At 31.2% G+C, this 26,735-nt stretch carries 27 protein-coding genes; 10 read left to right on the forward strand and 17 right to left on the reverse strand.

Annotation, left to right across the window (positions count from 1 at the left end; genetic code table 11):
- Positions 1 to 56 precede the first annotated feature (56 nt).
- Positions 57 to 3,098 carry a protein translocase subunit SecDF gene (gene secDF, locus N456_RS01410; protein ID WP_062053134.1) on the forward strand — a complete coding sequence of 1,014 codons (3,042 nt, stop codon included), beginning with the start codon at positions 57 to 59 and terminating at the stop codon, positions 3,096 to 3,098.
- 390 nt (positions 3,099 to 3,488) lie between these two features.
- Here the strand turns inward: secDF and N456_RS01415 are convergent, their stop codons facing one another.
- The 4 genes from N456_RS01415 to N456_RS01425 form a co-directional block, all read right to left on the reverse strand.
- The gene (locus N456_RS01415) at positions 3,489 to 4,001 is read right to left on the reverse strand and encodes a ClbS/DfsB family four-helix bundle protein (protein WP_062053136.1); all 513 of its coding nucleotides are present in this window, start codon (positions 3,999 to 4,001) and stop codon (positions 3,489 to 3,491) included.
- Between the two features lie 119 nt (positions 4,002 to 4,120).
- The gene (locus tag N456_RS01420) at positions 4,121 to 4,408 is read right to left on the reverse strand and encodes a GNAT family N-acetyltransferase (protein WP_148639138.1); all 288 of its coding nucleotides are present in this window, start codon (positions 4,406 to 4,408) and stop codon (positions 4,121 to 4,123) included.
- Positions 4,408 to 4,563, reverse strand: coding sequence for a hypothetical protein (locus N456_RS24920; RefSeq protein WP_158447802.1), 156 nt, complete (start codon positions 4,561 to 4,563; stop codon positions 4,408 to 4,410). The genes N456_RS01420 and N456_RS24920 overlap by 1 nt, the downstream gene beginning before the upstream one ends.
- Before the next feature lie 37 nt (positions 4,564 to 4,600).
- The gene (locus N456_RS01425) at positions 4,601 to 4,993 is read right to left on the reverse strand and encodes a rhodanese-like domain-containing protein (RefSeq protein WP_062053138.1); all 393 of its coding nucleotides are present in this window, start codon (positions 4,991 to 4,993) and stop codon (positions 4,601 to 4,603) included.
- Between the two features lie 109 nt (positions 4,994 to 5,102).
- On the opposite strand from N456_RS01425, the gene N456_RS01430 reads away from it, so the two are divergent.
- The gene (locus N456_RS01430) at positions 5,103 to 6,014 is read left to right on the forward strand and encodes a LysR family transcriptional regulator (protein ID WP_240315462.1); all 912 of its coding nucleotides are present in this window, start codon (positions 5,103 to 5,105) and stop codon (positions 6,012 to 6,014) included.
- A 78-nt stretch (positions 6,015 to 6,092) separates the two neighbouring features.
- On the opposite strand, the gene N456_RS01435 is transcribed toward N456_RS01430, so the two are convergent.
- From N456_RS01435 to N456_RS01470, 9 genes are all read right to left on the reverse strand, one after another.
- The gene (locus N456_RS01435; protein WP_062053142.1) at positions 6,093 to 6,590 is read right to left on the reverse strand and encodes a DUF192 domain-containing protein; all 498 of its coding nucleotides are present in this window, start codon (positions 6,588 to 6,590) and stop codon (positions 6,093 to 6,095) included.
- A gap of 92 nt (positions 6,591 to 6,682) precedes the next feature.
- Positions 6,683 to 7,072 (reverse strand): hypothetical protein, encoded by a 390-nt coding sequence (locus tag N456_RS01440; RefSeq protein WP_148639139.1) that lies wholly within the window; start codon positions 7,070 to 7,072, stop codon positions 6,683 to 6,685.
- Between the two features lie 169 nt (positions 7,073 to 7,241).
- Positions 7,242 to 8,597: a cell envelope integrity protein CreD gene (gene creD, locus N456_RS01445; protein ID WP_062053147.1), complete on the reverse strand. Its 1,356-nt coding sequence runs from the start codon at positions 8,595 to 8,597 to the stop codon at positions 7,242 to 7,244.
- Between the two features lie 87 nt (positions 8,598 to 8,684).
- Positions 8,685 to 9,329 (reverse strand): DUF1361 domain-containing protein, encoded by a 645-nt coding sequence (locus N456_RS01450; protein ID WP_062053149.1) that lies wholly within the window; start codon positions 9,327 to 9,329, stop codon positions 8,685 to 8,687.
- 11 nt (positions 9,330 to 9,340) lie between these two features.
- Positions 9,341 to 9,640: a hypothetical protein gene (locus tag N456_RS23925; RefSeq protein ID WP_148639140.1), complete on the reverse strand. Its 300-nt coding sequence runs from the start codon at positions 9,638 to 9,640 to the stop codon at positions 9,341 to 9,343.
- Positions 9,637 to 10,098: a Coq4 family protein gene (locus tag N456_RS01455; RefSeq protein ID WP_062053151.1), complete on the reverse strand. Its 462-nt coding sequence runs from the start codon at positions 10,096 to 10,098 to the stop codon at positions 9,637 to 9,639. The genes N456_RS23925 and N456_RS01455 overlap by 4 nt, the downstream gene beginning before the upstream one ends.
- Before the next feature lie 55 nt (positions 10,099 to 10,153).
- Positions 10,154 to 10,447: a winged helix-turn-helix domain-containing protein gene (locus N456_RS01460; protein ID WP_062053154.1), complete on the reverse strand. Its 294-nt coding sequence runs from the start codon at positions 10,445 to 10,447 to the stop codon at positions 10,154 to 10,156.
- 80 nt (positions 10,448 to 10,527) lie between these two features.
- A complete protein-coding gene (locus N456_RS01465) occupies positions 10,528 to 11,142 on the reverse strand; it encodes a hypothetical protein (RefSeq protein WP_062053156.1) in 615 nt (204 codons plus the stop codon).
- Between the two features lie 154 nt (positions 11,143 to 11,296).
- Positions 11,297 to 12,226, reverse strand: coding sequence for a LysR substrate-binding domain-containing protein (locus N456_RS01470; protein WP_062053157.1), 930 nt, complete (start codon positions 12,224 to 12,226; stop codon positions 11,297 to 11,299).
- 111 nt (positions 12,227 to 12,337) lie between these two features.
- Between N456_RS01470 and N456_RS01475 the strand changes: the two genes are divergently transcribed.
- The 3 genes from N456_RS01475 to N456_RS01485 all read left to right on the forward strand — a co-directional run bounded on the left by N456_RS01475 (position 12,338) and on the right by N456_RS01485 (position 14,895).
- Entirely contained in the window at positions 12,338 to 13,849 is a 1,512-nt protein-coding gene (locus N456_RS01475; protein WP_062053159.1) for a catalase, read from the forward strand.
- Positions 13,850 to 13,948: 99 nt separating this feature from the next.
- Positions 13,949 to 14,470 carry an ankyrin repeat domain-containing protein gene (locus N456_RS01480; RefSeq protein ID WP_062053161.1) on the forward strand — a complete coding sequence of 174 codons (522 nt, stop codon included), beginning with the start codon at positions 13,949 to 13,951 and terminating at the stop codon, positions 14,468 to 14,470.
- 80 nt (positions 14,471 to 14,550) lie between these two features.
- Positions 14,551 to 14,895, forward strand: a complete 345-nt coding sequence (locus N456_RS01485) for a DUF1801 domain-containing protein (RefSeq protein WP_062053163.1) — start codon at positions 14,551 to 14,553, stop codon at positions 14,893 to 14,895.
- Here N456_RS01485 and N456_RS01490 read toward each other — a convergent pair whose 3' ends face one another.
- The 3 genes from N456_RS01490 to kdsA all read right to left on the reverse strand — a co-directional run bounded on the left by N456_RS01490 (position 14,896) and on the right by kdsA (position 17,116).
- Entirely contained in the window at positions 14,896 to 15,345 is a 450-nt protein-coding gene (locus N456_RS01490; RefSeq protein ID WP_062053165.1) for a GNAT family N-acetyltransferase, read from the reverse strand.
- Between the two features lie 65 nt (positions 15,346 to 15,410).
- A complete protein-coding gene (locus tag N456_RS01495) occupies positions 15,411 to 16,292 on the reverse strand; it encodes a hypothetical protein (protein WP_148639141.1) in 882 nt (293 codons plus the stop codon).
- A gap of 5 nt (positions 16,293 to 16,297) precedes the next feature.
- A complete protein-coding gene (gene kdsA / locus N456_RS01500) occupies positions 16,298 to 17,116 on the reverse strand; it encodes a 3-deoxy-8-phosphooctulonate synthase (RefSeq protein WP_062053167.1) in 819 nt (272 codons plus the stop codon).
- Between the two features lie 295 nt (positions 17,117 to 17,411).
- On the opposite strand from kdsA, the gene typA reads away from it, so the two are divergent.
- The 3 genes from typA to N456_RS01515 all read left to right on the forward strand — a co-directional run bounded on the left by typA (position 17,412) and on the right by N456_RS01515 (position 20,505).
- Entirely contained in the window at positions 17,412 to 19,211 is a 1,800-nt protein-coding gene (gene typA, locus N456_RS01505; protein ID WP_062053169.1) for a translational GTPase TypA, read from the forward strand.
- 457 nt (positions 19,212 to 19,668) lie between these two features.
- Positions 19,669 to 20,007 (forward strand): hypothetical protein, encoded by a 339-nt coding sequence (locus tag N456_RS01510; protein ID WP_062053171.1) that lies wholly within the window; start codon positions 19,669 to 19,671, stop codon positions 20,005 to 20,007.
- Positions 20,008 to 20,166: 159 nt separating this feature from the next.
- Positions 20,167 to 20,505, forward strand: coding sequence for a tRNA-binding protein (locus N456_RS01515; RefSeq protein ID WP_062053173.1), 339 nt, complete (start codon positions 20,167 to 20,169; stop codon positions 20,503 to 20,505).
- A 77-nt stretch (positions 20,506 to 20,582) separates the two neighbouring features.
- Here N456_RS01515 and N456_RS01520 read toward each other — a convergent pair whose 3' ends face one another.
- Complete coding sequence (locus N456_RS01520) at positions 20,583 to 21,266, reverse strand: cell division ATP-binding protein FtsE (RefSeq protein ID WP_062053175.1); 684 nt, start codon at positions 21,264 to 21,266, stop codon at positions 20,583 to 20,585.
- 437 nt (positions 21,267 to 21,703) lie between these two features.
- On the opposite strand from N456_RS01520, the gene N456_RS01525 reads away from it, so the two are divergent.
- The gene (locus tag N456_RS01525) at positions 21,704 to 24,718 is read left to right on the forward strand and encodes a tetratricopeptide repeat protein (protein ID WP_062053541.1); all 3,015 of its coding nucleotides are present in this window, start codon (positions 21,704 to 21,706) and stop codon (positions 24,716 to 24,718) included.
- A gap of 91 nt (positions 24,719 to 24,809) precedes the next feature.
- Entirely contained in the window at positions 24,810 to 26,669 is a 1,860-nt protein-coding gene (locus tag N456_RS01530) for a porin family protein (protein WP_240315463.1), read from the forward strand.
- Positions 26,670 to 26,735: the final 66 nt, after the last annotated feature.

The raw sequence follows: 26,735 nt of genomic DNA on the forward strand, positions 1-26,735 counted from the left end.
TTGAGTGAATTTTATAAGCACTCATTTTTTAAAGATTTGACCAAAATAAATAGATAATGCAAAATAAAGGACTTGTTAGGGTATTTGCGATTTTATTTGGCTTGGTATGTATATACCAATTGTCATATACGTATATGGCCTACACAAAAGAGAAAGAAGCTGAGGCTTATGCACAGCAAAAGTATTCTGATAATGTAGAGAACTATTCAAAATTAAGAGAGGCAGCAGAACGAAGTTATTTAGATTCTATTGGTAAAGAAGAGATTTTTGCAGGTATAACCTATAATGACGCTAAGAATAAAGAACTTAATAAGGGACTTGACCTTAAAGGAGGAATTAATGTTATTTTACAAATCTCTGTAAAAGATATATTAAGTGGATTGGCAAATAAATCTAAAGATCCATCATTCAATCAAGCTTTGCTTGCAACAGACGAGGCACAGAAAGATTCTCAGAATACATACTTAGAAGATTTCTTTACTGAGTTTGAAAAAATTCCGGATGCAACATTAGCATCTCCTGATATTTTTGCAAATAAAGACTTACAAGGGATTGTAGAATTTGGAATGTCTAATGATGAAGTAAAAGCTAAGTTAAAAACAAAAATAGACGAATCTATAAAGTCAGCTTTTGAAGTATTACGTAAGCGTATTGATAAGTTTGGAGTTACCCAACCTAATATTCAGCGTTTAGGAGAATCTGGGCGTATTTTGGTAGAACTTCCTGGAGCTAGAGATATAGAAAGAGTAAAAACTTTAGTGACTAGTACAGCTCAATTAGAGTTCTGGGATGTATATAAGATGGAAGAGGTTTTTAATCATCTTATTACAGCAAATACTATTCTTAAAGAAGATCTAGAAAGTGTAAAGAATAAAAAAGAAGAAGTAGCAGATACTAATGAAGCAGTTATTGATTCTGTTAAGGTTGATTCTATAAAAAATGATTCTACAAAAACAGATGCAGAATCTGCTATTAATGATTTATTAGAAGATGCAGAGGATTCAACAAATCTAGAGACTCAGGTAAATCCATTATTTGACCTTATAGCATTACAAGGTAGACAAGGTAGCCCAGTAATTGCATCGGTAGAAAAAAAGAATGCTGATAAATTTATGGCATATCTTAATGACCCTAGAGTTAAAGCTTTACTACCTGTAGAGCAACGTTACGTAAAATTTGCTTGGGGTAAGGCTGTTAAAGATTCTGAGCTTTTAGAATTATATGCAATAAAAGGTAATCGAGATAATGATCCAGAATTAAGTGGAGGTGTAATTACAGATGCAAGACAAGAGTACAACCAATTAGGAGCAGTTACTGTAACTATGCAAATGGATGGTAAAGGAGCTAAGAAATGGGAAGAAATGACCGGTAGAGCATTTAGCCAGAGAAGCCAAATTGCTGTAGTACTTGATGATATTGTATATTCAGCTCCAGGGGTTACTACCGGAGCAATTAGCGGTGGACGAAGTGAGATCACAGGAGATTTTTCAATTGAAGAAGGTCAGGATTTAGCAAATGTATTACGAGCAGGTAAATTACCTGCCTCAGCAGATATTATACAAAGTGAAGTAGTAGGGCCATCATTAGGGCAAGAAGCTATTGATAGTGGGATCATGTCTTTTGCAATAGCATTATTACTAATCCTAATTTGGATGATATTTTATTACGGTAAAGCAGGAGCCTTTGCAGATGTTGCACTTGTTGTTAATATCTTGTTTATTTTTGGAGTATTAGCAGGTTTAAAAGCTGTATTAACACTTCCTGGTATTGCGGGTATTGTATTAACAATCGGTATGTCGGTTGATGCAAACGTATTAATATTCGAAAGAATTAGAGAAGAATTAGCTAAAGGTAAAGCTCAAGCAGATGCCATAAAAGATGGATTTAGTAACGCATTATCATCAATACTTGATGCTAACATTACTACAGGTCTTACAGGTATTATCTTATTGGTTATTGGTACAGGACCGATTAAAGGTTTTGCAACTACATTATTGATAGGTATTTTAACATCTTTATTTACAGCAATCTTTGTCACTAGATTATTTATCGATGGATATGGTAAGAATGGTAAAGAATTAGCATTCTCTACAGGAGCAACAAAAAACTTGTTTAAGAATATTAGTATTGATTTCTTAAAGAAACGTAAGGTTGCTTATGCTATTTCTGGAGTAATTATTCTTGCTGGATTAGCCTCATTATTTACTCAGGGATTAGATTATGGAGTTGATTTTGTAGGAGGTAGAACCTATACAGTTCGTTTTGCTAAAGATGTTGTACCTACTACAGTAGAGAAAGACCTTGTTGCTGTATTCGAAAGCGCGCAAGCAAAAACACTAGGAGCAAATAATCAACTAAAGATTACTACAAAATATAAGGTAGATGAAACCGGTGAAGAAATCGATGCAGAGATCTCTAATAAATTATTTACAGCATTGAAACCATATCTAACAGACGGGTTAACATACGATCAATTTGCGAATGGAGATAAAGATAAGCAAGTAGGGATCATGTCTTCTATGAAAGTAGGACCAACGATTGCGGATGATATTAAGCAAGCAGCATTCTGGTCTGTATTAGCGTCATTAATAGTAGTGTTCTTATATATCTTATTACGATTTAGAAGATGGCAATTTAGTTTAGGAGCTGTTGCAGCAGTATTCCATGATGTATTGTTAGTATTAGGGGTGTTCTCTATAACATATAAGTTTATGCCATTTAATATGGAGATCGACCAAGCATTCATAGCAGCAATACTTACTGTAATTGGATATTCATTAAATGATACCGTGGTAGTATTTGATAGAATTAGAGAGTTCTTAAAAGAACATACAGGTTGGTCATTAGATCAAAACGTAAATGGAGCATTAAATAGTACATTAAGCCGTACTTTAAATACATCATTAACTACATTACTTGTACTTATTGCAATTTTTATATTTGCAGCCCCATTAAGAGGATTTATGTTCTCTCTAATTATAGGTGTAATAGTAGGTACATATTCATCATTATTTATAGCAACACCAATAATGCATGATACTGTACGTAAGGTAGGTCTAAAAGTTAAAGAAACAGAAACAGAAGAAGAAAAAGCGTAGTAAAAACGCTCTTTAGACATTATATTATTAAAAAATCCGTCGTGTAAGCGACGGATTTTTGTTTTATATGACTAATCCACATAAGACACTATAAATACGTATTTCCTGAATGTAGATGTATATTTCTTTAATGTAGATGTATATTTCTTTAGTGTAGATGGGTATTTCCTGAATGTAGATGTATATTTCTTTAGTGTAGATGGGTATTTCCTGAATGTAGATGTATATTTCTTTAATGTAGATGGGTATTTCCTGAATGTAGATGTATATTTCTTTAGTGTAGATGGGTATTTCCTAAATGTAGATGTGTGTTTTCTAGATTTTCTGGATAAAATTTCAAGCAGCGAAGTCTTGATAGAGTAATCATTTGATTTAAAATCAAATCTAAAATTATTTTAAAAGATTTAATTTTTTCCATTTTCTGATTCTGCTTCGAGCATTTTTATATGGAGAAGAAGTGTTTAGCTGTATCATTTTTCCTATTGGCCATTTGTCATACCAAGGTTGTTCATATAAATCAGAGTTTTCAATACTTTCTACTAAAGCGATAATAGTATGTACTGTATGCTCTAGTTTGGTTAAAAGTGCTTTGTACTCTAATTTTTCGTAGTCCAAATAAAATTTTTGAGCAAGCTTCCCTAATTCATTCCATTTATAACCAGTTTCTGGAAAATCAACTTCTTTACCATTAATTTTCCCTCTATTCCATTTTAAAACAAGCTCTCCCCAACCAATTAAATAAGAAACTAAATTGCATACACTCATTTTTGTTCCTTTAGCATGCCCTTCCATTTCTTTTAGAGTAGAAAACCTCACAGGAATTGTATCTAGATCTTTTTTTAATTTAGAATAGGAATCTTTTATTGAAAAAATTAACTCCTCTTTATTTTTAGGAACAGCCATTTTTAAAATTTGTTTATAAAGCCGCTAATTATAAAATCAGCTTCTTTTTTTTATGAGAATTTATGCTATAGAAGCAAAGATAATCTATAGATATAGATTTTTTATGTATATAAATTAGTTTAAACATTCCAGAAAAAACGTTCTTTAGATTTTGATACAGCTCCTAGTTTTTGATAAAAGTTAATAGTCTTTTGGTTAAAATCAGGTGTTTGCCATTGAATAATTTTACAGTTCTTTGATTTGGCATATTCTTTTACTCTTTCCATAATAAACATTCCTAGGCCTTTTCCTCTAGCTTTTTCTTTGATAAACAAACAGTCGAGGTATATGTAGAAATTAGCATCCCATGTAGAAAATTGTTTCATAAACGTAGTATACCCTATAATCTCTTTACTTTCTTCTATCACTAGGCATTGAGTAGTGGTTGTAGGGGTAAAGAAATGTTCTGATAGGAGGTTAGCTTTATTTTTTTATCGAATTCTGATTTTTCAAAAGACGCATGTAGTTCACATAACGTTACTATTTGTTCTATATCATTCTTTTTAATAGGTCTAATTGTCATACCATATTTTGTTAAATTCTAATTTTTTAAAATAGTATTAACATGCACATTCTATAAGGGTGCCTTTTGTAGGATTGGTACCTTCTGTAGCATAGCCATCAAATTTCCACCACTTAATTCCGCCTATTAATTCCTTTACTGTAAACCCTAATTTAGTTAGTTGTAATGCTCCTTTTGTAGAAGCATTGCATCCAATGCCATCACAATAACATACATACGTTTTTGTCTTATCAAGATGTTTTGTGTTTTCTGCGGTCATTTCTCTATGAGGTAGGTTAATTGCAGTAGGGATATGTTCTTTTTTAAAGCCAAAAGGTTGTCTTGTATCTATAACACTATAATTCATATTTTTTTGTAGAGCATCATATAGATCAGACGGATCCATTTCATAGGCAAGTTTATTTTCATAAAATTCAATTTGTTTTTGCATAAGACAGTGATTTTATTTTTGATAAAATTATAGATGTTGATAACGGTATTATAATTTTAAAACTGAATGGTTTTCTACTTTAACTGAAAATTTTTCATATACTAGATTCATGTATTATCGTACCTTTGAGATTATGGATGTTAAGTATTTTAGATTAGTAAAAACGATTGCTGATGAGGGGAGTATTGCTAATTCATCTGATAAATTATTTTTAACACAATCTGCATTAAGTCATCAATTAAAGGAGTTAGAAGCACAATTAGGATTTAAGGTATTTCATAGAACTCGAAATAAATGGAGGTTAACGGAAGAGGGTGATGAGTTATATCGATTAGGAAAAGATGTTTTAGAAAGGATTGATGTAGGTTTTAAGAATATTCATAACATAAGAACAGGTTCAGTTGGTCGTATTAAAGTGAGTACAGAATGTTATTCTTTTTACCAAGGGGTACCTCGTTTTATTCAAAAAATGGGAGCTTTGTATCCCGAGATAGAAGTAGATTTGGTTTTAGAAGCAACACACCAGCCAATTTCTAAGGTTTTATCTCATGATATAGATATTGCAATAGTGACATCAAAACCAAAAAATCATTTGTTATCAAGTGTTGAGGTTTTTGAAGATGAGATTTTTACAATTATGCATCAAGAAAATAAGTTGAGTGGTGAAGAGTTTCTTAATGCAAGTCATTTTTCTGATATACATCTGATTATTCATTCTTTTCCATTAGAAACAGTCTCTGTATATAAACAATTTCTAAAATCTCATAACATACTACCATTTAAGATTTCTGCTGTTCCACTTACAGAAGTTGCTTTGGAGATGGTTAAAGCTAATATGGGAGTGATATGTATGCCTAAGTGGGCAGTGCAATCATTTACAATTTCTGATGATTTAATTTTTAAAAAAATTAGTAAAAATGGATTAAAGCGAACACATTATTTGACTTTTCGAAAGTCTGATGAGGATAAAAAATATACTAATGATTTTGTTTTAAATTTTGAAGAACATTTTTCTAATTAGTCTAACAAAAATAGAGTTGTAATAATTGTGAATACTGTTTATAGAAGATAAAAATAATATGATTTTTTATTTCTGATATTACATTTTGATAAAGGAAATAGAATCTCCTTTTTTTAGATTCCAAGTAGTTGTTAGTTTAGCATTTACTTCTAATACATATTGCGCAGGACCATCTGATGGCAGTAAAGATTCATCAAGAGGTCGTGCGTTTTTTTGTATGCTAACAACTTTGTTTTTAGAATCAATAAAAATGATATCTAACGGGATTTTTGTATTTTTCATATAAAATGAACGAGGAGCTTCTTCGGGGAACATAAATAACATTCCTTGATTGTTTTGCATAGATGTACGATACATCAAACCTGTTTGTATTTGATACTCATCATCAGCGATCTCGATATTTAATTTTGTAATAGGAGTAGCGATTGAATCTTGTAGATTAAATAAAGAAAGCTCACCTTCTTTAGTAAATGTAATCTCTTTAACAAGGTTTTGTTTTTCTTTAGAGTCTGTTTTACAAGAAAAAATGCTTAGTATGCAACATGTAATAATAGAGGTGTAAATATGCTTTTTCATACGTTTTTTTGAAGAGTTAAATGTAATTAAAAAAGCCGCACATTCTAAAGATAAAGTGCGACTTTTTTTCAACTAATTAACTAACGGTATTGTTAAGATTTTATCGAATGAATGATCACTGTTTTTTGATCTGTGCAAAAACCAATGAAATAATAGTTATTTTTAATTTTTGATGATGCATAATAAATATATTTCTGATTGCCTGTTTTAATTTTAATTTTTCGATATGTATTGCTTTCTAGATCAGATTGATCTGTCAGTTTTTTAGATTCTCGAATTTCTTTTAATAGCGTATTGAAATCGTTCTTCGAAAGCGTTATGGCGGCGGCAGATATATATTCTCCATAAAGATTAGGTAATGTAGCTTCTTTGTAGTTGAAATAAGTACTATTAGGGATATTAAACCCTGTAACTTCATAGAATTCTTCTTTATAAAAATCTTCGTTAGGATTGCTAGCTATATAAATAAATATAGCTAGCAATATATAGGGGATAAAAAAAGTAATGATCCCTATTCTTAGAGCAGCCTTAGGATAAAATCTTTTTATTGTTATATAGATAATAAAAGATATCGATAAGGGAATTCCAATTATTAATAATATGTTTAAAAAAATAAAAAGCATAAGGTCACTTGTGTTTTGAAATTATATGTTATTCATTTTTCCAATCAATCTTACGAGATATCATCATTATCGTTGCCAAAATGAGGAATAAACCAATACTTCCTACAAGTAATGCGTAATTCTCTAATTGAATAATTACAAATATGAATGTATACAATGCTGCTAAGGAAGTTGCTATAAAGCCCATGAACTTGAAACTTTTTAGAATTGCTTTAGAATACATAGAGATTAAGACTACTACAGCACTGCCAGCAATAGCATATGCTTGTAAAAAACTAGAATGCTCAGATATAGAGATTAATAAAATATAAAACATCGTAAGTGCTAGTCCTATCATTAGATATTGAAAAGGATGAATCTGAATCTTGCTTATGGTCTGAATTAAAAAGAATACTAAAAAAGTAAGTGCGATGACAAGATACCCATACTTAGCAGCGCGTTCACTTTTTTGATATTCATCTACAGGAATTAGTAGTTTTACTCCAAAAGCAGAAGAGTTGATATGCGGCAATTCTCCAAAGAATTCTTGTTCAAACTTTCTATTGATTTGTAATACCTTCCAATTAGCTTTAAATCCTTCTTTAGAGATTTTTTTAGTTTTAGTATCTGGTAAATAGTTACCATTAAAACTAGGAGAAGCCCAATTAGAAGTCATAGATACATTGGTTTCTCGCCCTACAGGGATGAATCTTAATTGTTCACTTCCGTTAATGATAAGGTCTAGGTTAAAATCAATAGTATGTTCTTTAGGTAATGAAGCCTCTTCTAAAAATTTAGTTTCTAAGGTATTGGTATATGAGTTTTTGGCATATTTAGATTGTAACGAGTAAGATTCTTTTCCTAGCTTTAGTTCTAAACTGCTACGTATTCCTTTTAGATTTGTAGAATTAATTAGTACTGTAGCTTTATTCCACAAGATATCAATAGGTTTGATGTCTTTTGACTCAAAATTGGGAGGTGTAAACGATCCTTTTATTTTTAAATCGGCAGTATATACAACAGATTCATAAATACTTCTTCCTAGAGTTTCTGATTCTACTTTAGTATCGATATCTAGTGTATTAGGAAAGAAAAAGGCATGTTTTATAGTAATCAGATCTTCTTCTGTATAAGATTTGGTTTTTTCATCCCAGTTCTTTTTTAAAGTATGTATCTGATATGGGATTTTTAATACAGGTCCATATAGTAATACTTCATTACCCCATTTTTGGTTAATTTCTTTTACAACTTCTTCTTGTCGGTAAGAGCGCTCTTGTATTAAGTTTTTGATGTATGATAGTGGAATTAATAATACAAGAATTAATATTCCGACCATCAACATTCTTATAGTTATTGATGTTTTAAGCCATTGTCCAAAAGACTTTTTTTGTTTTTGCGTTTCCATAGATATAAAAAAATATAATGTTGTATTTAGCTTTAGAAAAAAGAGATATTCATATTGTTTTTTTTTGAGAAGTATATTTCTTAGAAATTACCTCTTTTCTTGATAGTATTGAATCATCCTATAGGTGGCTATCAAAAAGATTCCAAATCCTATTGTAAATGCCCAAGTATTTATATACTGAGAAGGGAATAGAATTCTCTTGGTGACATCAGCAATGATTCCTACTGGGTTTTGGATAATATCCCAACTATTCCATCGTAGTACTCTTCCTAGATAAATTCCAAAACCACAAAGAATTAGTATAGCATAGCTGATGTAATTAGTGATTTTTTTAGAAAAATACTCAATAAGAAGAGTTTGCATGATCCATAAGGAAGCAAAGCCGATGATTAAGCCATTGATGGCAAATGATAAAATGAGTAGTACATCAAACCAAACAGATTGAAGTGTACTTAATTTAATATATTGTAAGTCTGTAAGGATGTATGGTGAGTTTGGTAAAAATGCTAACCAAATACAGAACCCTATCCAGAAAATATACCATTTTGTTTTTTGTAGGCTTAATAAAAGTACAATGGCATAAGGGATACATGCAAGAAAAAGATTCCAGACCAGAAATAGGTAAAAAAGGGAATCTGTTTTTAGATATCGAATTATCAATAGTATGAAACTGAATAGTACTGAGATTGTAAACCCTTTGATGAAAGGTATTTGTTTATGTATCGTGTTCATTTGTATAGTATTTAAAAAGGATTATTCAGAACTATTGAGATATACCCAATGGTAATAGGGATGTTAAGAACAACAAGTAGGATTGTTATTAGGTTCTCTTTATAATACTGGTAATTGACAATAGCATTGATGATTAGTTCGATAAAAAAGAATGTGTTTAAGGCCGCGGCAATGATGACATAAAATATACCGATCTTGAATACTGTATCAGATTGAGATATTATAAATGATAATAAGATGATCGTTCCTAATATAAAACTTAGTGCAGCTATAAAGAGTGACTTTTTGTTAATGGTTTGTATAATTTTCATAATGATGAGATTAAAAATGTAGTTTTTAATGTTTGTACGGGTTGTTGTAAAAGTTTTTTGTAATCTAATTGATGAAATGGATATGCTGTTTTACCTGTTTGATATGCTTTTTTAAACAACTTGAATTTATCAGGGTAGCATATAGATCCTATAACGATCACAGAGAGTAGGTATAAGCTACGTTTACCATTTCCTAAAAGATAATATTGCATAGCAATCTCTTCGGGAACAGATATGCCTATGCCTGTAAGTACATGAAAAACATCATGATTCTCTAGTTTAGGTTGCGGGCTAAAATCATACTGTAATAAAAAACATCCTAGATGAAACCCTAAGCTCTCGTGAGAATACTTAAGTAATGTTTGTACCGAAATATCCCAAGGGCTTTGAGACTTAAACCATTTTTGATATGGTTTTTTGCTCCATTCATAAATTGTTTCTAAAATATATTTCCTCATTTTGTTTAATCTTAAAGTACTTTGAATTTCAAAGTAAATTGATAAAAAAATATAGCTATTGTTTTAGTAATTTTTCAATAGCCTCTACATGCTTTTTAAAAGCTTCTCTTCCTTTTTTGGTAACCTTATATTTAGTATTAGGTTTTCTACCTATAAATGATTTTTCGACAAGTATATATTCTTCTTTTTCTAAAGCTTTTGTATGACTAGCTAAGTTACCATCAGTAGCACCAAGAAGTTCTTTTAACATCTTAAAATCAGCATATTCATTAACCATTAGTATCGACATGATCCCTAATCGAATTCGATGATCAAATGCTTTGTTTATATTGTTAATTATACTACTCATTATACTACCTAAATTTTCTTTTTTAGGATTCTATATTTTAGTGATTTATGGATGGCTAAATTATGAATTTTGGAGTTATTTTAATGAGAGTTCGAATCTTCATTAAAATAAATAAGACTTCCATATATAATGTGCATTATACCAAATCCTAAGATCCAAAACCAAAAGCCATACCCCGGATATATAGCGCATATTAATCCTAGTATAATTTCTATGTATCCTAGATACTTTACATTTCCGATTGTATATTTTGATGCATTTACTAATGCTAGTCCATAGAATATTAGCATTAATGATCCTGTTAAGCCATAATGATGACTAGAAATTTTTATAAGTATATAAATACCCCCTGTAACTAATGGAATTAAAAAAGCGGTAAGCAGCCTTCTTGTTGCGCTAGTCCATAATGTCTCTTGGTTTGTTCTCGCTTTTCTGGTGCTTAATATAATTGCAGTACCAATACTTAGGATTGCAACAGCTGCAAGATCTAATAAGATATAGTTAAATATTTTTCCGTCAAGAATTAAGTATTCTCGTCCGCTAATGCTAACAAGGTAATACGCTACTACAGCTCCGATAAGAGCATATACCCCTGCTAGGATTCCTGATAAACCACTAAGTGAGAAAAAGCGAGATGATTTATTCATCATATCTTTAATCTCAGAAATATCTCTTAAGTATTCTTCTGTATTCATATTAAAAGTACTTTGAATTACAAAGTAAAAATAAAATATTGAATTACACAAGTTTTATTTTTAAATGATTACTAATTTTATGATGATGTTGTATAATTCATTTTAGAAATTATTTTAATAAGAGTAGTATTTTTTATAGACATCTGAGCAAGAGTTATTTCCATCGAATTTTAATATAGTTGTCAATTTCTTTTACCTGTTTAGGGATGTTGTTTTTAATTTCTAGAAGCAAGTTTTCAATTAATTTTTCTTTGGTAAAATTTTTGTTCACTACTATACTTACTTCTCTGGTTGGTTTTGGAGTAGCAAAGGACTTTATATACTTTTTTTCAAAATCTTCTGTGATTGATAATTGAGGAACTAAAGTGTACCCTAGTCCTGCTTTAACCATATTTTTTACAGTTTGTATTGATCCACTTTCGAATAGAAAAGCTTTGTTACGATGCTTTTCTTTGTCTTGGCATATGTTTAGTGTTTGATTTCTAAAACAATGGCCTTCTTCTAAAATTAGAAGATCATCTGGGGTAAGGTCATCTTGTTTTACAATTTCTGATGAGCTAAAAGCTTTTTGATCCTTACAATATACTAAGAAAGGTTCTTGATATAAGTTTATCTCACGGATCATTTTATCTTCTAAAGGGGTTGAAACTATACCGATATCTAATGTGCCATTATGTAAGGCATCAATGATAAAATCTGTTTGCATCTCCTTTATTATTAACTTAGTGTTTGGGTTGTTTTTTAAAAAACTTTCTAGAAATAAGGGAAGTAAATAAGGCGCAATGGTTGGTATGATGCCTAGTGTGTATTTGCCCGAGAGACTAGAGGTGTTACTATATGCAATTTCTTTAAATTCATCAGCTTCTCTAAGCAAGCTTTTTGCTTTAGCAATTAAAATTTTTCCTATAGGTGTTGGTGTAAGTGGTATTGTATTGCGATCAAATATCGTTGTTCCAATTTCTTCTTCTAATTTTTTTACCTGAATAGTTAATGTGGGTTGAGTAACAAAACATTCTTCTGCGGCTTTTATATAATGTCTTTTATGATCTAGTGCTATGATATATTTTAATTGCTGAAGTGTCATATATGTATATTGATAATGTAAATATAGTTATTAATATTATTAATTTGATTTATAAGATTAGCTAAGCGTACTTTGCATTTACATAGTACTAACTTTAAATATATTTCACACATGAAAAAAATAGCATTAATTGCAGTTGTTGTAATGATGTGGCCAACACTCTATGGTCAGCAAATTATAACAACTAATGGAGGTGTTCCGGTTGGGGACAATCAAAATTCTAAAACAGTAGGAGAGTATGGACCTGTACTGTTAGAAGATATACATTTAATCGAAAAACTAGCGGCTTTTGACAGGGAGCGTATTCCTGAGCGAGTTGTTCATGCCAGAGGAGCAGGAGCTTTTGGGTATTTTGAAAGTACAAAAGATATGTCTGCGTTTACAAAAGCTACTTTGTTTACCGGAAATCATAAGCGTACAGATCTCGCAGTTCGTTTTTCTACAGTAATCCATGGTAAAGGTTCTCCTGAAACTGCAAGAGATCCGAGAGGATTCGCAGTAAAGTTTTATACCGATAAAGGGAATTATGATATAGTAGGAAACAATCTTCCTATATTCTTTATAAGAGATGCGGTTAAATTTCCTGATATGGTACACTCATTAAAACCTTCTCCTGTAACCAATAAGCAAGATCCTAATCGATTTTTTGATTTTTTTGCTAATGTTCCTGAGGCAACACATATGATTACCCGCTTATATACAGATTTAGGAATACCTAAAGGGTATCAGTATATGAATGGTAGTAGTGTGCATGGATTTAAATGGTTTAATCAAAAAGGAGAAGTAGTTTATGTAAAATATTCTTGGGTAAGCAAGCAAGGAGAAAAAAACTTAGATCTTGAGCAAGCAGCGAAACAGCAATCGATGGATTGGCAACACGCTACAGTAAGTCTTAGAAATGCGATTAATACTAAAAAATATCCCCAATGGGATTTATACGTACAGATGATTAAACCAGAGGATATTCATGGTTTTGATTTTTGGCCATTAGATGCTACCAAAGATTGGCCAGCTGATAAGATTGAAAAGGTAAAAATAGGAACGATGACTTTAAATAGAAATCCGGTCAATTATTTTCAGGAAGTAGAATCTATTGCGATGTCACCAGGTAATTTGATTCCAGGAGTAGAGCCATCCGAGGATAAACTTTTACAAGGGAGGCTGTTTTCGTATTTTGATACACAGCGCCATAGATTAGGACCTAATAATCAACAAATAGCTGTAAATCAGCCTAAAAATAAAGTAGTGAACTATAATTCTGATAGTTATTCTAGTGCAGCTAATTCTAAGTTTCCTGATGCAGATATTAATTACCAACCTAGTTCTAAAGTTTCTTTAAAAGAAGATTCTAGCTATAAGCCTTCAGAAACGCCTGTAAGTACGACTAAGATTGTACATAAAAAGATTTCTAAAACTAATGATTTTGCACAACCAGGAAATTTTTATAGATCTCTTACAGAACAAGAAAAGACAAATTTGATCAGAAATTTAATAGGAGATTTAAAACAAGTAACGAATAAGAAGATTCAGAAAATTATGATTACATATTTCTATAGATCAGATAGAGATTATGGAATGAGAGTTGCTAAAGCTTTAGGTTTTACGCAAAAAGATTTTATGTAAAAAACATAAACCGAAACACCTCCTTATCTTTATATTGTCTATCTGTGTGGCTATAGTGAGCTGTATAATGAAGGAGGTGTTGTTTAAAGAAATAGAGTTATGAAAAAACATATTGTATTGCTCTGTTGTACGTTACTATTTAATGTATTAGTACGTGGGCAAGAACAGATATTTGAATATAGCAGACAGGGTAATATAACAGCAATAGAATCATTATTAGCATTAAAAAAAGAAGTGATAGACACTGTTAATTACATGGGATTTAGTCCTTTAATTTTAGCAGCATATCATAATCAGATAGAAACAAGTACTTTCTTATTAGATCATAATGCGAATCCTGATATACAAGATAAAATGGGTAATACAGCGCTTATGGGAGCTTGTTTTAAAGGATATGTTACTATCGCAAAATTACTTATTGAGAATGGAGCAGATATAGATGTTAGAAATCATGGAGGAGCTACCGCTCTGATTTATGCAGCCACATTTGGTCATCCTCTTATTGTTGAAGAATTATTAAAACAAGGAGCAGATTTAACCATTAAAGACTATAGAGGCAATACCGCTATAGATCATGCACGAATGCAAGGAAATCAAGAAGTGTTAGAGATATTATTATAGTAATAGTATAGCTAATAGAAGTTATTTTATATACCTTCGAAAAAAATAGTCCGTATTAATATACTTTTATATAATACTATATGAATCCTGCAGAAGAATATATTCTTAATCAATCAGAACCTTATAAGACAATAATACTACATATACAGATACTTGTAGAAAGTTCTATTCCTGAGATAGAAATGAAGTATAAATATAAAATTCCATTTTATTATTTAGGCGATAAACCATTTTGTTACCTCAATGTATCTAAAGGATATGTTGATGTTGGTTTTTGGAAAGGAAATCAGATCTCCATACACTTAGACCATTTGATTACAGATGGGCGTAAAATAATGAAATCATTACGATATACAGACCCCAAAGAGATCAATGATAAAGTGTTTCTTGAAGTGCTTAAAAATGCTCAGGGATTGTATCATTAATTAATCTTTTACATCTAAGCTCATTAGATATAGATCAAAATCTTTAGCCCAATAATCCTTTTTGATGCGGATTAACTTAAAACCGATTTTTTCATAGAATTTATATGCTAATTGTGATGTCCTAACGTTAATTAATTCGATTACAGAGTTTTTTTTGATATACTGTATTCTATGCAATGTTAACTTTTTTCCGATCCCTTTTCCTTGCTTATTAGGATGTATAATATCCCAAGATATTCTGGCAATTTTTTCTTTAGGAAAATAATTAATACCACCTGAACCAATAATTTTGGAGTCTTCTTGTACAACAAAATAATCTTCTATTTCGCTATCTAGGTAACTAATAAAATCACTTTCTTCATCAGGTGAAAAATAATTAGGTGTGTTAAGTCTAAGTAATTTTATTAGTTCTATTCTATCACTTTTTAAATAAGGTCTAATCTCAATCATGGTATTTTGTGCTAAAGGGATTTGCTCTTACAACATGATTCTGAGTTATTATATTCTATGTTTTTCTAAAATATTTTAAAAATTCCTCCTAAAGTGATATTCTGTTGTAAGAAAAAGAAATGTTGTTTTGCTTTATCACTACTATCACTAGTTGTTCTTATATCAGGTAAATTTATAAAACCTCCTTTAAGTTCTGCCTGAATGAAGAAACGATTAAAGAATGTAATATTAAGTCCTCCTTTAGCAGATATCCCATAACCCGACAGATGAAAAGCATCGTGTCGCTCTTTGCCTAATACTATAGCATTTGTTTTAGGGAACAATACACCAGCACCTATACCTTCGGTAATACTAACTTGTATTTTATCAGGGTTTAGCCCAATGAGTTCACCTAGATAGTCTACATGCGCTACTTCTAGGTTAATATAGTTTAGCCCATCAGTATGTTCAAAGGCAACAAATTCTTTTAATAATACAGTATCTGTATTATCGTACGTACCATTAAAATAAGGGACACCTTTGTTTTCTGGCGCTAGGTTGATTTCTCCTGATACTTTAGCAGTTTGTAATTGAGTTACCACATATTTCATATGATCTAACCCAATTGATGCATTCCAATTATCATGGAAATAATACCCTAATCTAGCATTAGTTTGCGGGATAGTTAGATTTGATGGGTTTAGATATTTGTCATAACCAATAGGTTTGGTCACTTTATCTTTAGCCCTAGCATCATGGACAGTAAAATTATAGTTATCTCCAGAAAAATGGATGTCAGATTTACTATACTGTGATACATTCCATCCCCAATAAAAATAAAATTTTCCTTTATTTCTACTTTTGTTCTTGGTTTTACTGATAGGAGTGGGACTTGTATTTTCTTGTGCAATAGTTTTGTATTTTCCTATTATTAATAATAGAAAAACGAGGATAGTTCTTTTTTTCAATGTAGTTATAGATTAATAATAGCTTGTCTAATTGCTACTAGATTACTTAATAAACGTTCTAAGTATTTTAAATCTAACATATTTGCACCATCACTTTTTGCATTAGATGGGTCAAAATGTGTTTCTATAAATAATCCATCTACTCCTGTAGCAATTCCTGCTCTGGCAATAGTTTCTATCATATCAGGTCTTCCTCCAGTCACACCACTAGATTGATTTGGTTGTTGTAAAGAGTGGGTTACATCAAGAACAGTAGTAGCATATTGTTTCATAGTAGGGATTCCTCTAAAATCAACAATCATGTCTTGATATCCAAACATGGTACCTCTATCTGTAATCATTGTATTGCTATTACCACTATCGTGTACCTTTTTCACAGCATGTTGCATGGCTTCAGGACTCATAAACTGCCCTTTTTTTAGATTAACTGTTTTACCTGTACGAGCAGCTGCAACCACAAGATCAGTTTGTCGTACTAAGAATGCCGGGATTTGTAAAATATCTACATATTCAGCAGCAAGTGCAGCATCTTCATTTTCATGAATATCAGTAACTGTAGGGATCTCAAAAGTTTCGCCAACTTTACGTAAGATTTTTAATGCCTTTTCATTACCAATACCTGTAAAGCTATCAATACGACTACGATTAGCTTTTTTAAAAGACCCTTTAAAAACATAAGGAATTTTAAGTTTAGAAGTGATTTCAACCACTTTTTCTGCGATGCGCAAAGCCATTTCTTCTCCCTCTATAGCACAGGGACCAGCGAGAAGGAAAAAATTATTCTCCTCTAGGTTTTTAATGTTTTTTATTCCAGAAAGATCCATACAATTTTTTTAAAACGCCAAAGATATACCTTTATAGGATTTGAAAGAAAGAATTAGTAGTAAAAGTACGTTAAATATCATTCTTTTAGATAGTAGTAAAGGTGATTAAGTAATACAGTTGTGGGGATGTTCTTTAAATTAATGATCTTCTTATACTTAAATAAAGAATCATGCTTTTTGAGGAATTACTTATTAGATATCGTTTAGTTAACATACAAAGCATTTTATTAATCAATTTTTTTATACAACCTGTCAAAATATCTTGTACATTTGCAGCCTTAAAAATGAGGTGTTTATGACAGCGATAAAAAATATTGCGATAATTGCTCACGTAGATCATGGTAAAACTACGTTGGTAGATAAAATTATGTACCATTGTCAATTATTTCGTGAGAATGAAAATACAGGCGATTTAATTCTGGATAATAACGATTTAGAACGTGAAAGAGGGATTACAATTACTTCAAAAAACGTTTCTGTAATTTATAAAGGAACCAAAATCAATATTATTGATACTCCTGGTCACGCTGATTTTGGAGGAGAGGTAGAACGTGTATTGAACATGGCAGATGGAGTACTACTATTAGTAGATGCTTTTGAAGGACCAATGCCACAAACTCGTTTTGTACTACAAAAAGCAATCGACCTTGGATTAAAACCATGTGTGGTAGTTAATAAAGTAGACAAAGAAAACTGTACACCTGATGAGGTACACGAAAAAGTATTCGATCTAATGTTCGAATTAGGAGCAGAAGAGTGGCAGTTAGATTTTCCAACAGTATATGGTTCGGCTAAAAATAACTGGATGAGTGATGATTGGAAGAAAGAAACGGATAACATCGAGCCATTATTAGATATGGTAATTGAGCATATTCCTTTTCCAAAAATTGAAGAAGGAACTCCGCAGATGTTGATAACATCATTAGATTTCTCATCGTTTACAGGACGTATTGCTATTGGACGCTTACAGAGAGGTACGCTTACAGAAGGAATGCAGGTCTCTTTAGTAAAACGAGATGGTACCATAAAAAAAGCAAAAATAAAAGAACTACACACTTTCGAAGGACTTGGTCGAATGAAAGTCGAAAAAGTAGAAGCAGGAGATATTTGTGCATTAGTAGGATTAGAAGGTTTTGAAATAGGAGACACTGTAGCGGATATAGAAAACCCTGAAGCATTACAAACTATTGCAATCGATGAGCCAACGATGAGTATGTTATTTACAATTAACGACTCACCTTTCTTTGGTAAAGATGGTAAATTTGTAACCTCTAGGCATATTAAAGAAAGATTAGAAAAAGAGTTAGAAAAAAACCTAGCCCTTAGAGTTAATGAAACGAATAGTGCCGATAAATTTCTTGTATTTGGTAGAGGAGTCTTGCATTTATCAGTATTGATAGAAACGATGCGTAGAGAAGGATATGAATTACAGATTGGGCAACCACAAGTAATTATTAAAGAAATTGATGGAAAAAAATGTGAACCAATAGAAGAGTTAACTATTGATTTACCTGAGAATGTATCAGGGAAAGCTGTAGAAATGGTAACACTTCGTAAAGGTGAGATGCTAAGTATGGAAGCTAAAGGTGACCGTATGGTGTGTGAGTTTATGATTCCATCAAGAGGTATCATCGGTTTACGTAATCAATTATTAACAGCAACTGCAGGTGAAGCAATAATGGCACATCGTTTTAAAGAGTACCAACCACTTAAGGGTGATATTCCAGGACGTATCAATGGGTCATTAGTTTCTATGGAAAAAGGATCAGCAATACCATATTCTATTGATAAATTACAGGATAGAGGTAAGTTTTTTGTAGATCCAGGAGAAGATATTTATGAAGGACAAGTGATTGGAGAGAATTCTCGTGGAGATGATATGTCTGTAAACATTACTAAGACCAAGAAATTATCAAATGTACGTTCTTCTGGAGCAGATGATAAAGCTAAGATTGTACCAGCAATTAAGTTTTCTCTTGAAGAAGCTCTAGAATATATACAAAAAGATGAATATGTAGAAGTAACTCCTAATCATTTAAGATTAAGAAAAATATATCTTACTGAAGTAGAACGTAAACGAAATAAAATCGTGTAATACTTCCCTTCCTTAATAAAAATATAAAGCCTCGAAGAATTTTAATTCTCTCGAGGTTTTTTTGTTTTACGATATATAATCGTTGTACGATATTTTAAAAAGAAAAACCCGAGATAGCTCGGGTTTTCTGTCGATATTTTGGGGTATCATTTTGGGGTATTCAAAAAAACAGTTTAATATCTAGGGTAATTTATGGGGGTTGATTATTTAGTTTCTTATAGTACAAATGTAAGAGTAATTTCTAAGATGTAGCTTGTAAAAAACAATAAATTATCGGTAAAATACATTTTTTTTCAGATGAAATGCATTTATAGTGTTGTTTTGTTATGGTTTTTGTAGTGTTTTCTTATAGCATATAACGGTTAGCAATATTCTTTTTAAAGAATATTGTTTTTTTGTTGTTCAGTTTTATATAATTATATATTGTTTTATAATACCTAAAAAAAATACTACTAAAATGATTGAACTGATTAGTGAATTGATTGTTGAGTGGTTAATTATGGGGATTTGTACTGTAATCCATAGTTTATATGACTGGATTAAAGGGAAAATATTAAGAATTCCTAAAGTTGAAGTTGAACGAAAAAGACTCGAAAAGAAATGGTTGTATAAAAAAATACTTTTGATCAAAAACCAAGAAAATGGACTAAAAAAAGGAATGACAGGAATCGTTATGGAAATAATAGATAAAAAAACCCTGTTTGTAGAGTTTAAAGATCAGAAAGGAGGGGTAATAGAATTGAATGGAGAATTGACATTTCAAATCAGAATCAATCAAATTAAACTAAAAAACTAAAGTCTATTAGACTCTAAGTACAATATCTCATCAGATAAGCAATCAATCCTAAGCTTCTCGTATATTTGTTAAGGCATAATTATTATATCCACTATATATAGTATGCTTTAGAATACCGATTAAACGATACTACTGTTATAAACAATAAAATACACCCCTATGGAGAATAATTTACAATGGAAAGACTTTATGAATGTTGATATACGGGTAGGGACCATACTCCATGCAGAAATATTTGAAGAGGCACGAAACCCTGCATATAAAATGCTCATTGATTTTGGGACATTAGGGCAACGAAAAACCTCTGCACAAATTACAAAACACTATACGCCAGAACAGCTTATTGGCAAACAAGTAATTGCAGTAGTTAATTTCCCTCCAAAACAAATAGCTAATATAATGAGTGAATGTTTAGTCTTAGGAGCTATAGGAGAAGATAAAGGAGTAATACTACTAACTACAGATATGGATGTTAAAAATGGATTACGAATCGGATAAGTATATATTTTATACTCATTCATAGAAGAAGTTATCTAACCTTGATCCTTACTACTATAAATATTAGACTCTATTTATTAGCCTTTTCTTTGTACTACTTCAAATACTTTATTACCATCACACTTTAGTGTTTTAGAAGGATACTTAAGTAATAAAGCATAATCATGAGTTGCCATAAGAATGGTATTTCCATTCTTATTAATATCTCTTAGAACCTCCATCACCTCTACAGAAGTCTGCGGATCTAAATTTCCAGTAGGCTCATCAGCCAATATCAATTCGGGATCATTGAGTAACGCTCTGGCAATAGCAACACGTTGTTGTTCTCCACCAGATAATTGATATGGATATTTAGTACCTTTAGTTTTCATACCTACTTTATCTAATACCTCATCAATTTTACTATTAATTCCTTTTTCATCGATCCACCCAGTAGCTTTAAGAACAAATAAAAGATTACCATTTACAGTTCTATCATTAAGAAGCTTAAAATCCTGAAATACAATACCTAATTTTCTGCGTAGGAATGGGATTTGTTTTTCCTGTAATTTAGGGAGATCAAAATCAACAATACTACCCTCACCTTCTAATAAAGGAAGATCGCCATACAATGTTTTCATAAAACTACTTTTCCCCGTACCTGTTTTACCAATAAGATATACAAAATCCCCTTTATTAACCTCGACATTAACATCAGAAAGAATTAGATTTTCACGTTGATAAATTGAAGCATTTTTGAGATTTAATACCGTATTAGACATAGTTTTTGATTATAAATTAGATATACTTGGTAAAAATATAAAGTTTTCTGTAAAATGATATGAGGTATGGCAATAGTTTTTTAGTACTGATCAAATGAATATGTTATTGTAACTAAAAGATACTTATATAAATCTCCCTAATGGTTACATATCTAGTATAACAAGATCTAAAGAAAAATAGTTTACGATTCATAAAGAAATCCTAATTCTGAACAGAAAATGTAATTATCTTTAAAATCTTCCGTTATTTAGACAGAAGATAGGAATATCTTCAATACAAAAAAATATTCGCGGGAAACAATATTTACCTTAACTTAATACTAAAGAACATAAAACCTCAGGACTAGATCTTAGAGAGTATATGTTTTGGGCATTTTATTAATATATACGTTTTATATTTGGGGTGTTCAATGTTTAAATATCATAAAGTTTACTATATGAAATACATCATTTCGATGCTTTTTGTGATTGGTTTGTCTACCCATATAATGGCACAACAATCCGCCATTTATACTAATGACTTAGTGTTGTATAATCAAGCGCTAGAGTTATATCATAATAAACAGTTTCTGGCGGCACAAAATTTATTTGATAAAGTCAGAGATGCCTCAGAAGACACTAATATAGATGCCAATTGCACCTATTATATCGCTAACTGTGCTGTTTGGTTAAATCAAAAAGGAGCAGATCAGCTATTAGAGAATTTTGTAGTACAATATCCAACAAGTATTAAGCGTAATGCTGCTTATCTTGATGCTGCCACCTATTATTTTGATAATGGGAAGTATGCATATGCTCGTAAGTGGTATGATAAGGTAGATCAAAACAATTTAAGACGCACCGAAAAAGAAAAATATAATTTTAATAATGGATATGCATATTTTAAAATTCAGCGATTTAATGAAGCAAAAAAGTTTTTAACTCAGGTAGAAGATTCTCCTAAGTATGGAGCAAAAGCAAAATACTATCTAGGATTTATAGCTTATGAAGGAGATAATTATCAAGAAGCAGATAAACTATTTGATGAAGTAAAAGACCTTGACCAGTATAATAAAAACTTATCCTATTTTCAGAGTGATATGAATTTTAAATCTGGTAACTTTCAGGAGGCGATTAATGAGGGACTTGTACAATTGCCAAAATCAAAACCTTCAGAAAAATCTGAATTAAATAAAATCATTGGCGAAAGCTATTTTAATCTTGGTGAGTATGATAAAGCAATCCCTTATCTAAAAGAGTATAAGGGGCGAAAAGGAAAATGGAATAATACAGATCATTACTTTCTGGGATATGCTTATTATAAACAAGGAGCATATCAAAATGCAATCTCAGAATTTAATAAAATTGTAGACGGGCGCAATGCTACCTCGCAGAATGCATACTATCACTTAGCAGAATCATATCTTAAAACAGATCAAAAACAACAAGCACTTAATGCATTTAAAAATGCTTCAGAAATGGATTTTGAAGCAAAAATAAAAGAAGATGCTACCTATAATTATGCAAAACTAAGTTATGAAATAGGAAACTCCTTTGAGAGTGCTCCAAAAGTATTATTATCCTACTTAGACCAATATCCTAATACACCATTCGAAGAAGAGATAAAAGAACTTCTGATAAGTTCATATATCACCTCAAAAAACTATAAAGAAGCAATGGATTTGCTAGAAGGAAGTAGAAATTATGCAGATAAAGAGGTGTACCAAAAAGTAGCATTCTATCGAGGTATAGAGTTATATAATGAGGGAAATCATAATGATGCAATACTATATTTTGATAAATCCTTAAAACAACAAGTTGATCCAGTATTTACCGCTAGAGCTACCTATTGGAAATCAGAAAGCGATTATTTATTGAATAATTTTGAAGAAGCACTAATTGGATTCAAGCAATTTCAGGGAAGCACAGGAGCATCATCAACCAATGAGTATAAACATATTGATTACAATTTAGGATATACCTATTTTAAGCTAAAACAATACCCACAAGCGATTACTCATTTTGATGCTTTTTCTAAGAAAAGCGAAGTAGATGAAGCCAGAATCATAGATACGTACCTAAGATTAGGAGATAGCTACTTTATTTCTCGAAACTATTGGCCTGCTATGGAAACGTATAATAAAGCAATCAAAAAAAATGGTCCAGATTCTGATTATGCACATTATCAAAAAGCAATTAGCTATGGTTTTGTAGATAAACATGACAAGAAAATTAAAGATTTAGAGATGTTCTTAAAAAAATATCCAAAATCGACTTATCGTGATGATGCTATGTTTGCCTTGGGAGACGTATATATATCAGAAAATAGAATCCAGCAAGGTTTTGACGCTTATGATCGTCTTATTAAAGATACACCCAGAAGCTCATATGTGTCAAAAGCATTATTAAAACAAGGGTTAATATATTATAATGGAGATAAAGGAAATTATGCATTATCAAAATTTAAGAAAGTAGTAGCAGAATATCCAGGAACAGACGAGGCCATACAAGCCGTAAAAACAGCACGGCTGATCTATGTAGATCTAGGAAGAACAGATGAATATGCATCATGGGTAAAAGGATTAAGTTTTGTAGAGGTTAGTGATGCCGATTTGGATAATACGGTTTATGAAGCAGCAGAAAAGCAATTTTTAGAAAATAATGATACCTCAGCAACTAATGGTTTTAAGAAATACCTAGCAGAATTTCCTAACGGGTTACATGCCCTAAAAAGTCATTTTTATCTAGCACAATTGTATTTTAAAAAAGAACAAAAAACTGCTGCAATCTCTCATTATCAATATGTATTAGAAAAAGAAAGAACCGAGTTTACAGAACAAGCACTAGCAAGGCTATCACAAATATATTTAGAAAATAGAGACTATGAAAAAGCTATTCCGGTGTTAGAACGCTTAGAAATAGACGCCGATTATCCACAGAATATCATCTTTGCACAATCTAATTTGATGAAATCATATTATCAATTGATACAATATCAAAAAACTATTGTATATGCAGAAAAAGTTTTGGCAAACCCAAAAATCCAGAATGATGTAAAGAGTGATGCCAATATTTTTATAGCCAGAGCAGCTTTACAAACAGTCGATATGCAACGCGCAAAAAAAGCATATGCTAAAGTGCAAAAAATAGCAACAGGAGTACTTGCTGCCGAAGCATTATATTATGAAGCCTATTTTAAAAATGACGAAAGAAATTATAAAGGATCTAATGAAACGATACAGCAGTTATCTAAAAATTTTTCTGGTTATAAACTATACGGAGCTAAAGGATTAGTACTTATGGCAAAGAATTTCTATGGACTTAAAGACGCATATCAAGCAACGTATATTTTAGAAAGCGTAATCAAGAACTTTACAGAATATCCAGACGTAGTTGATGAAGCAAAAACCGAACTTAGAAAAATTAAAGCAGAAGAAGCAAAAACAAATTCATCTATCCAAACCGAACAATAGTAATCGGTCATTAAACGAATTGTATTGTATGTTCAGATATTTAAAAAAAACAAATAAACCTAGCAAATCTCTAGATCCTGTATCGTTTGATATGAATAAAACTATATATATAAATGTTTCCAAAGGATATCATATGAGTTTAAAAAATTTCCAAGAACATTCTCTTGTTATGAGAATGATTTTAGAAAGCATCAAAAAAAAATTCCTGTTAAAAACAGCAAATACAAGTAACCCTATGAAGTACAATGTCATATTTCTTGTTGGTATTTTTATGATAGGAATGATCAGTTTTGGACAAGAAAAAGAAACGTTAGAAACAGAACGAGTCGTTATTGTAAAAACATATACCCCAACCATCAGTGATGCATTTAAAGTAAAATCTACACCAGTACTTAACGACTCTGTAACACAGCAGAAAAAAGAAATAAAATACAGTATTTTTTCGGCACCCGTAGCTTCGACATTTACTCCAGCAAAAGGACGAGCAGCCAATATTGATAGACCAAAACCAATAGATATCTACGATAACTATGCAACATTAGGATTTGGGAGTTTTACATCAGTTCTTGCAGAATTTTATAGTAATTTTCAGATCAATCGTTCTGATAACATTGGGCTATATCTACATCATAACTCCTCGCAAGGAGGAATTGATAAAATACAATTAGAAGATAAGTTTTATAACACTTTTTTAGACGCCAATTACACATCTCGTACCAGAGATTATACCTATGGCATAGAAATAGGAGCAGAACATCAATTGTATAATTGGTATGGGGTGCCAGAATTACCAAAATTAACACAAGAACAAATAGATGAAATTGACCCTCAACAAAGTTATTTTGGAGCAAAATTAGGAGGAAAACTTCAATTTGATGACTTATATTTTAAGCAAGTATCCGTAAACTATCGCTATTTTAGCGACGCCTTAAAATCGATAGAACATCATATCGTAGCAAAACCAACTTTTGAGTTCGAAATAGGAGACAATTTGATAACCACTAACTTTATTGCAGATTATCTAAATGGAAGTTTTAAACAAAACCTAGGCACATTACCTAATGAATATAATATCCTTAATGTAGGAGTCAATCCAAGCCTTGTCGTATTAAGAGATAACCTTACACTAAGTTTAGGTGCAGCAGTATACTATAGTATTGATATTAAAAATAAAAATAGCGATCTCTTTATATACCCTAAAATTACAGCTTCTTACAGATTGCTAGACGAAACAGTAATCGCTTATGGAGGAGTAGAAGGAGGATTGCAACAAAACACCTATAGAGATGCAGTACAAGAAAATCCATTTGTATCCCCCACATTGATTATTAGACCTACCAGTAAGTTGTACGATGCATATATCGGATTAAAAGGAAAATTAGGAGATGTAGTAAGTTATAATTTTAGAGGAAGCTATGGTTTCGAAGACAGAAAACAACTATTTGTACACAATCCTATGACGATATTACAATCAAAAGGATATGAATATGGAAACTCATTTTCATATCGATATGATGATATCAATACCATGACAGGGTATGGAGAACTAAATTTCGAAATCAGTAAAAAAATTACACTAGGAGCTACCGCAGCATATTTTAAGTATACTACAGAAAAAGAAAAAGAAGCATGGAACCTCCCAGAGATTAAAGCCTCTACACTAGTAAATTATCAAATCAACACACAATGGTATGCAGGAGCGCAGTTCTTTTATATAGGAGAACGAAAAGAAATCAATAATCAAGTAACCATAACAACCACTTCAGTACCTGTAATTACCTTAGACTCATACTTTGATGCCAATGCGCATCTAGGTTACCGATTAAACGACCAACTCTCTTTTTTTGTAAAAGGAAACAACCTAATAGGCAAGAATTATCAACGTTGGGTAAACTATCCCGTGCAAGGCATACAAGTATTAGGAGGAGTTACCTATAAGTTTGATTATTAAGTAACCTTTTTTTTGCTGTAGGTTTAAAATAATAACTACTACAAAGTTTATATATTTACCCTTGAT

This window comes from Aquimarina longa SW024, assembly GCF_001401755.1.
GTDB classification, from domain to species: Bacteria; Bacteroidota; Bacteroidia; order Flavobacteriales; family Flavobacteriaceae; genus Aquimarina; species Aquimarina longa.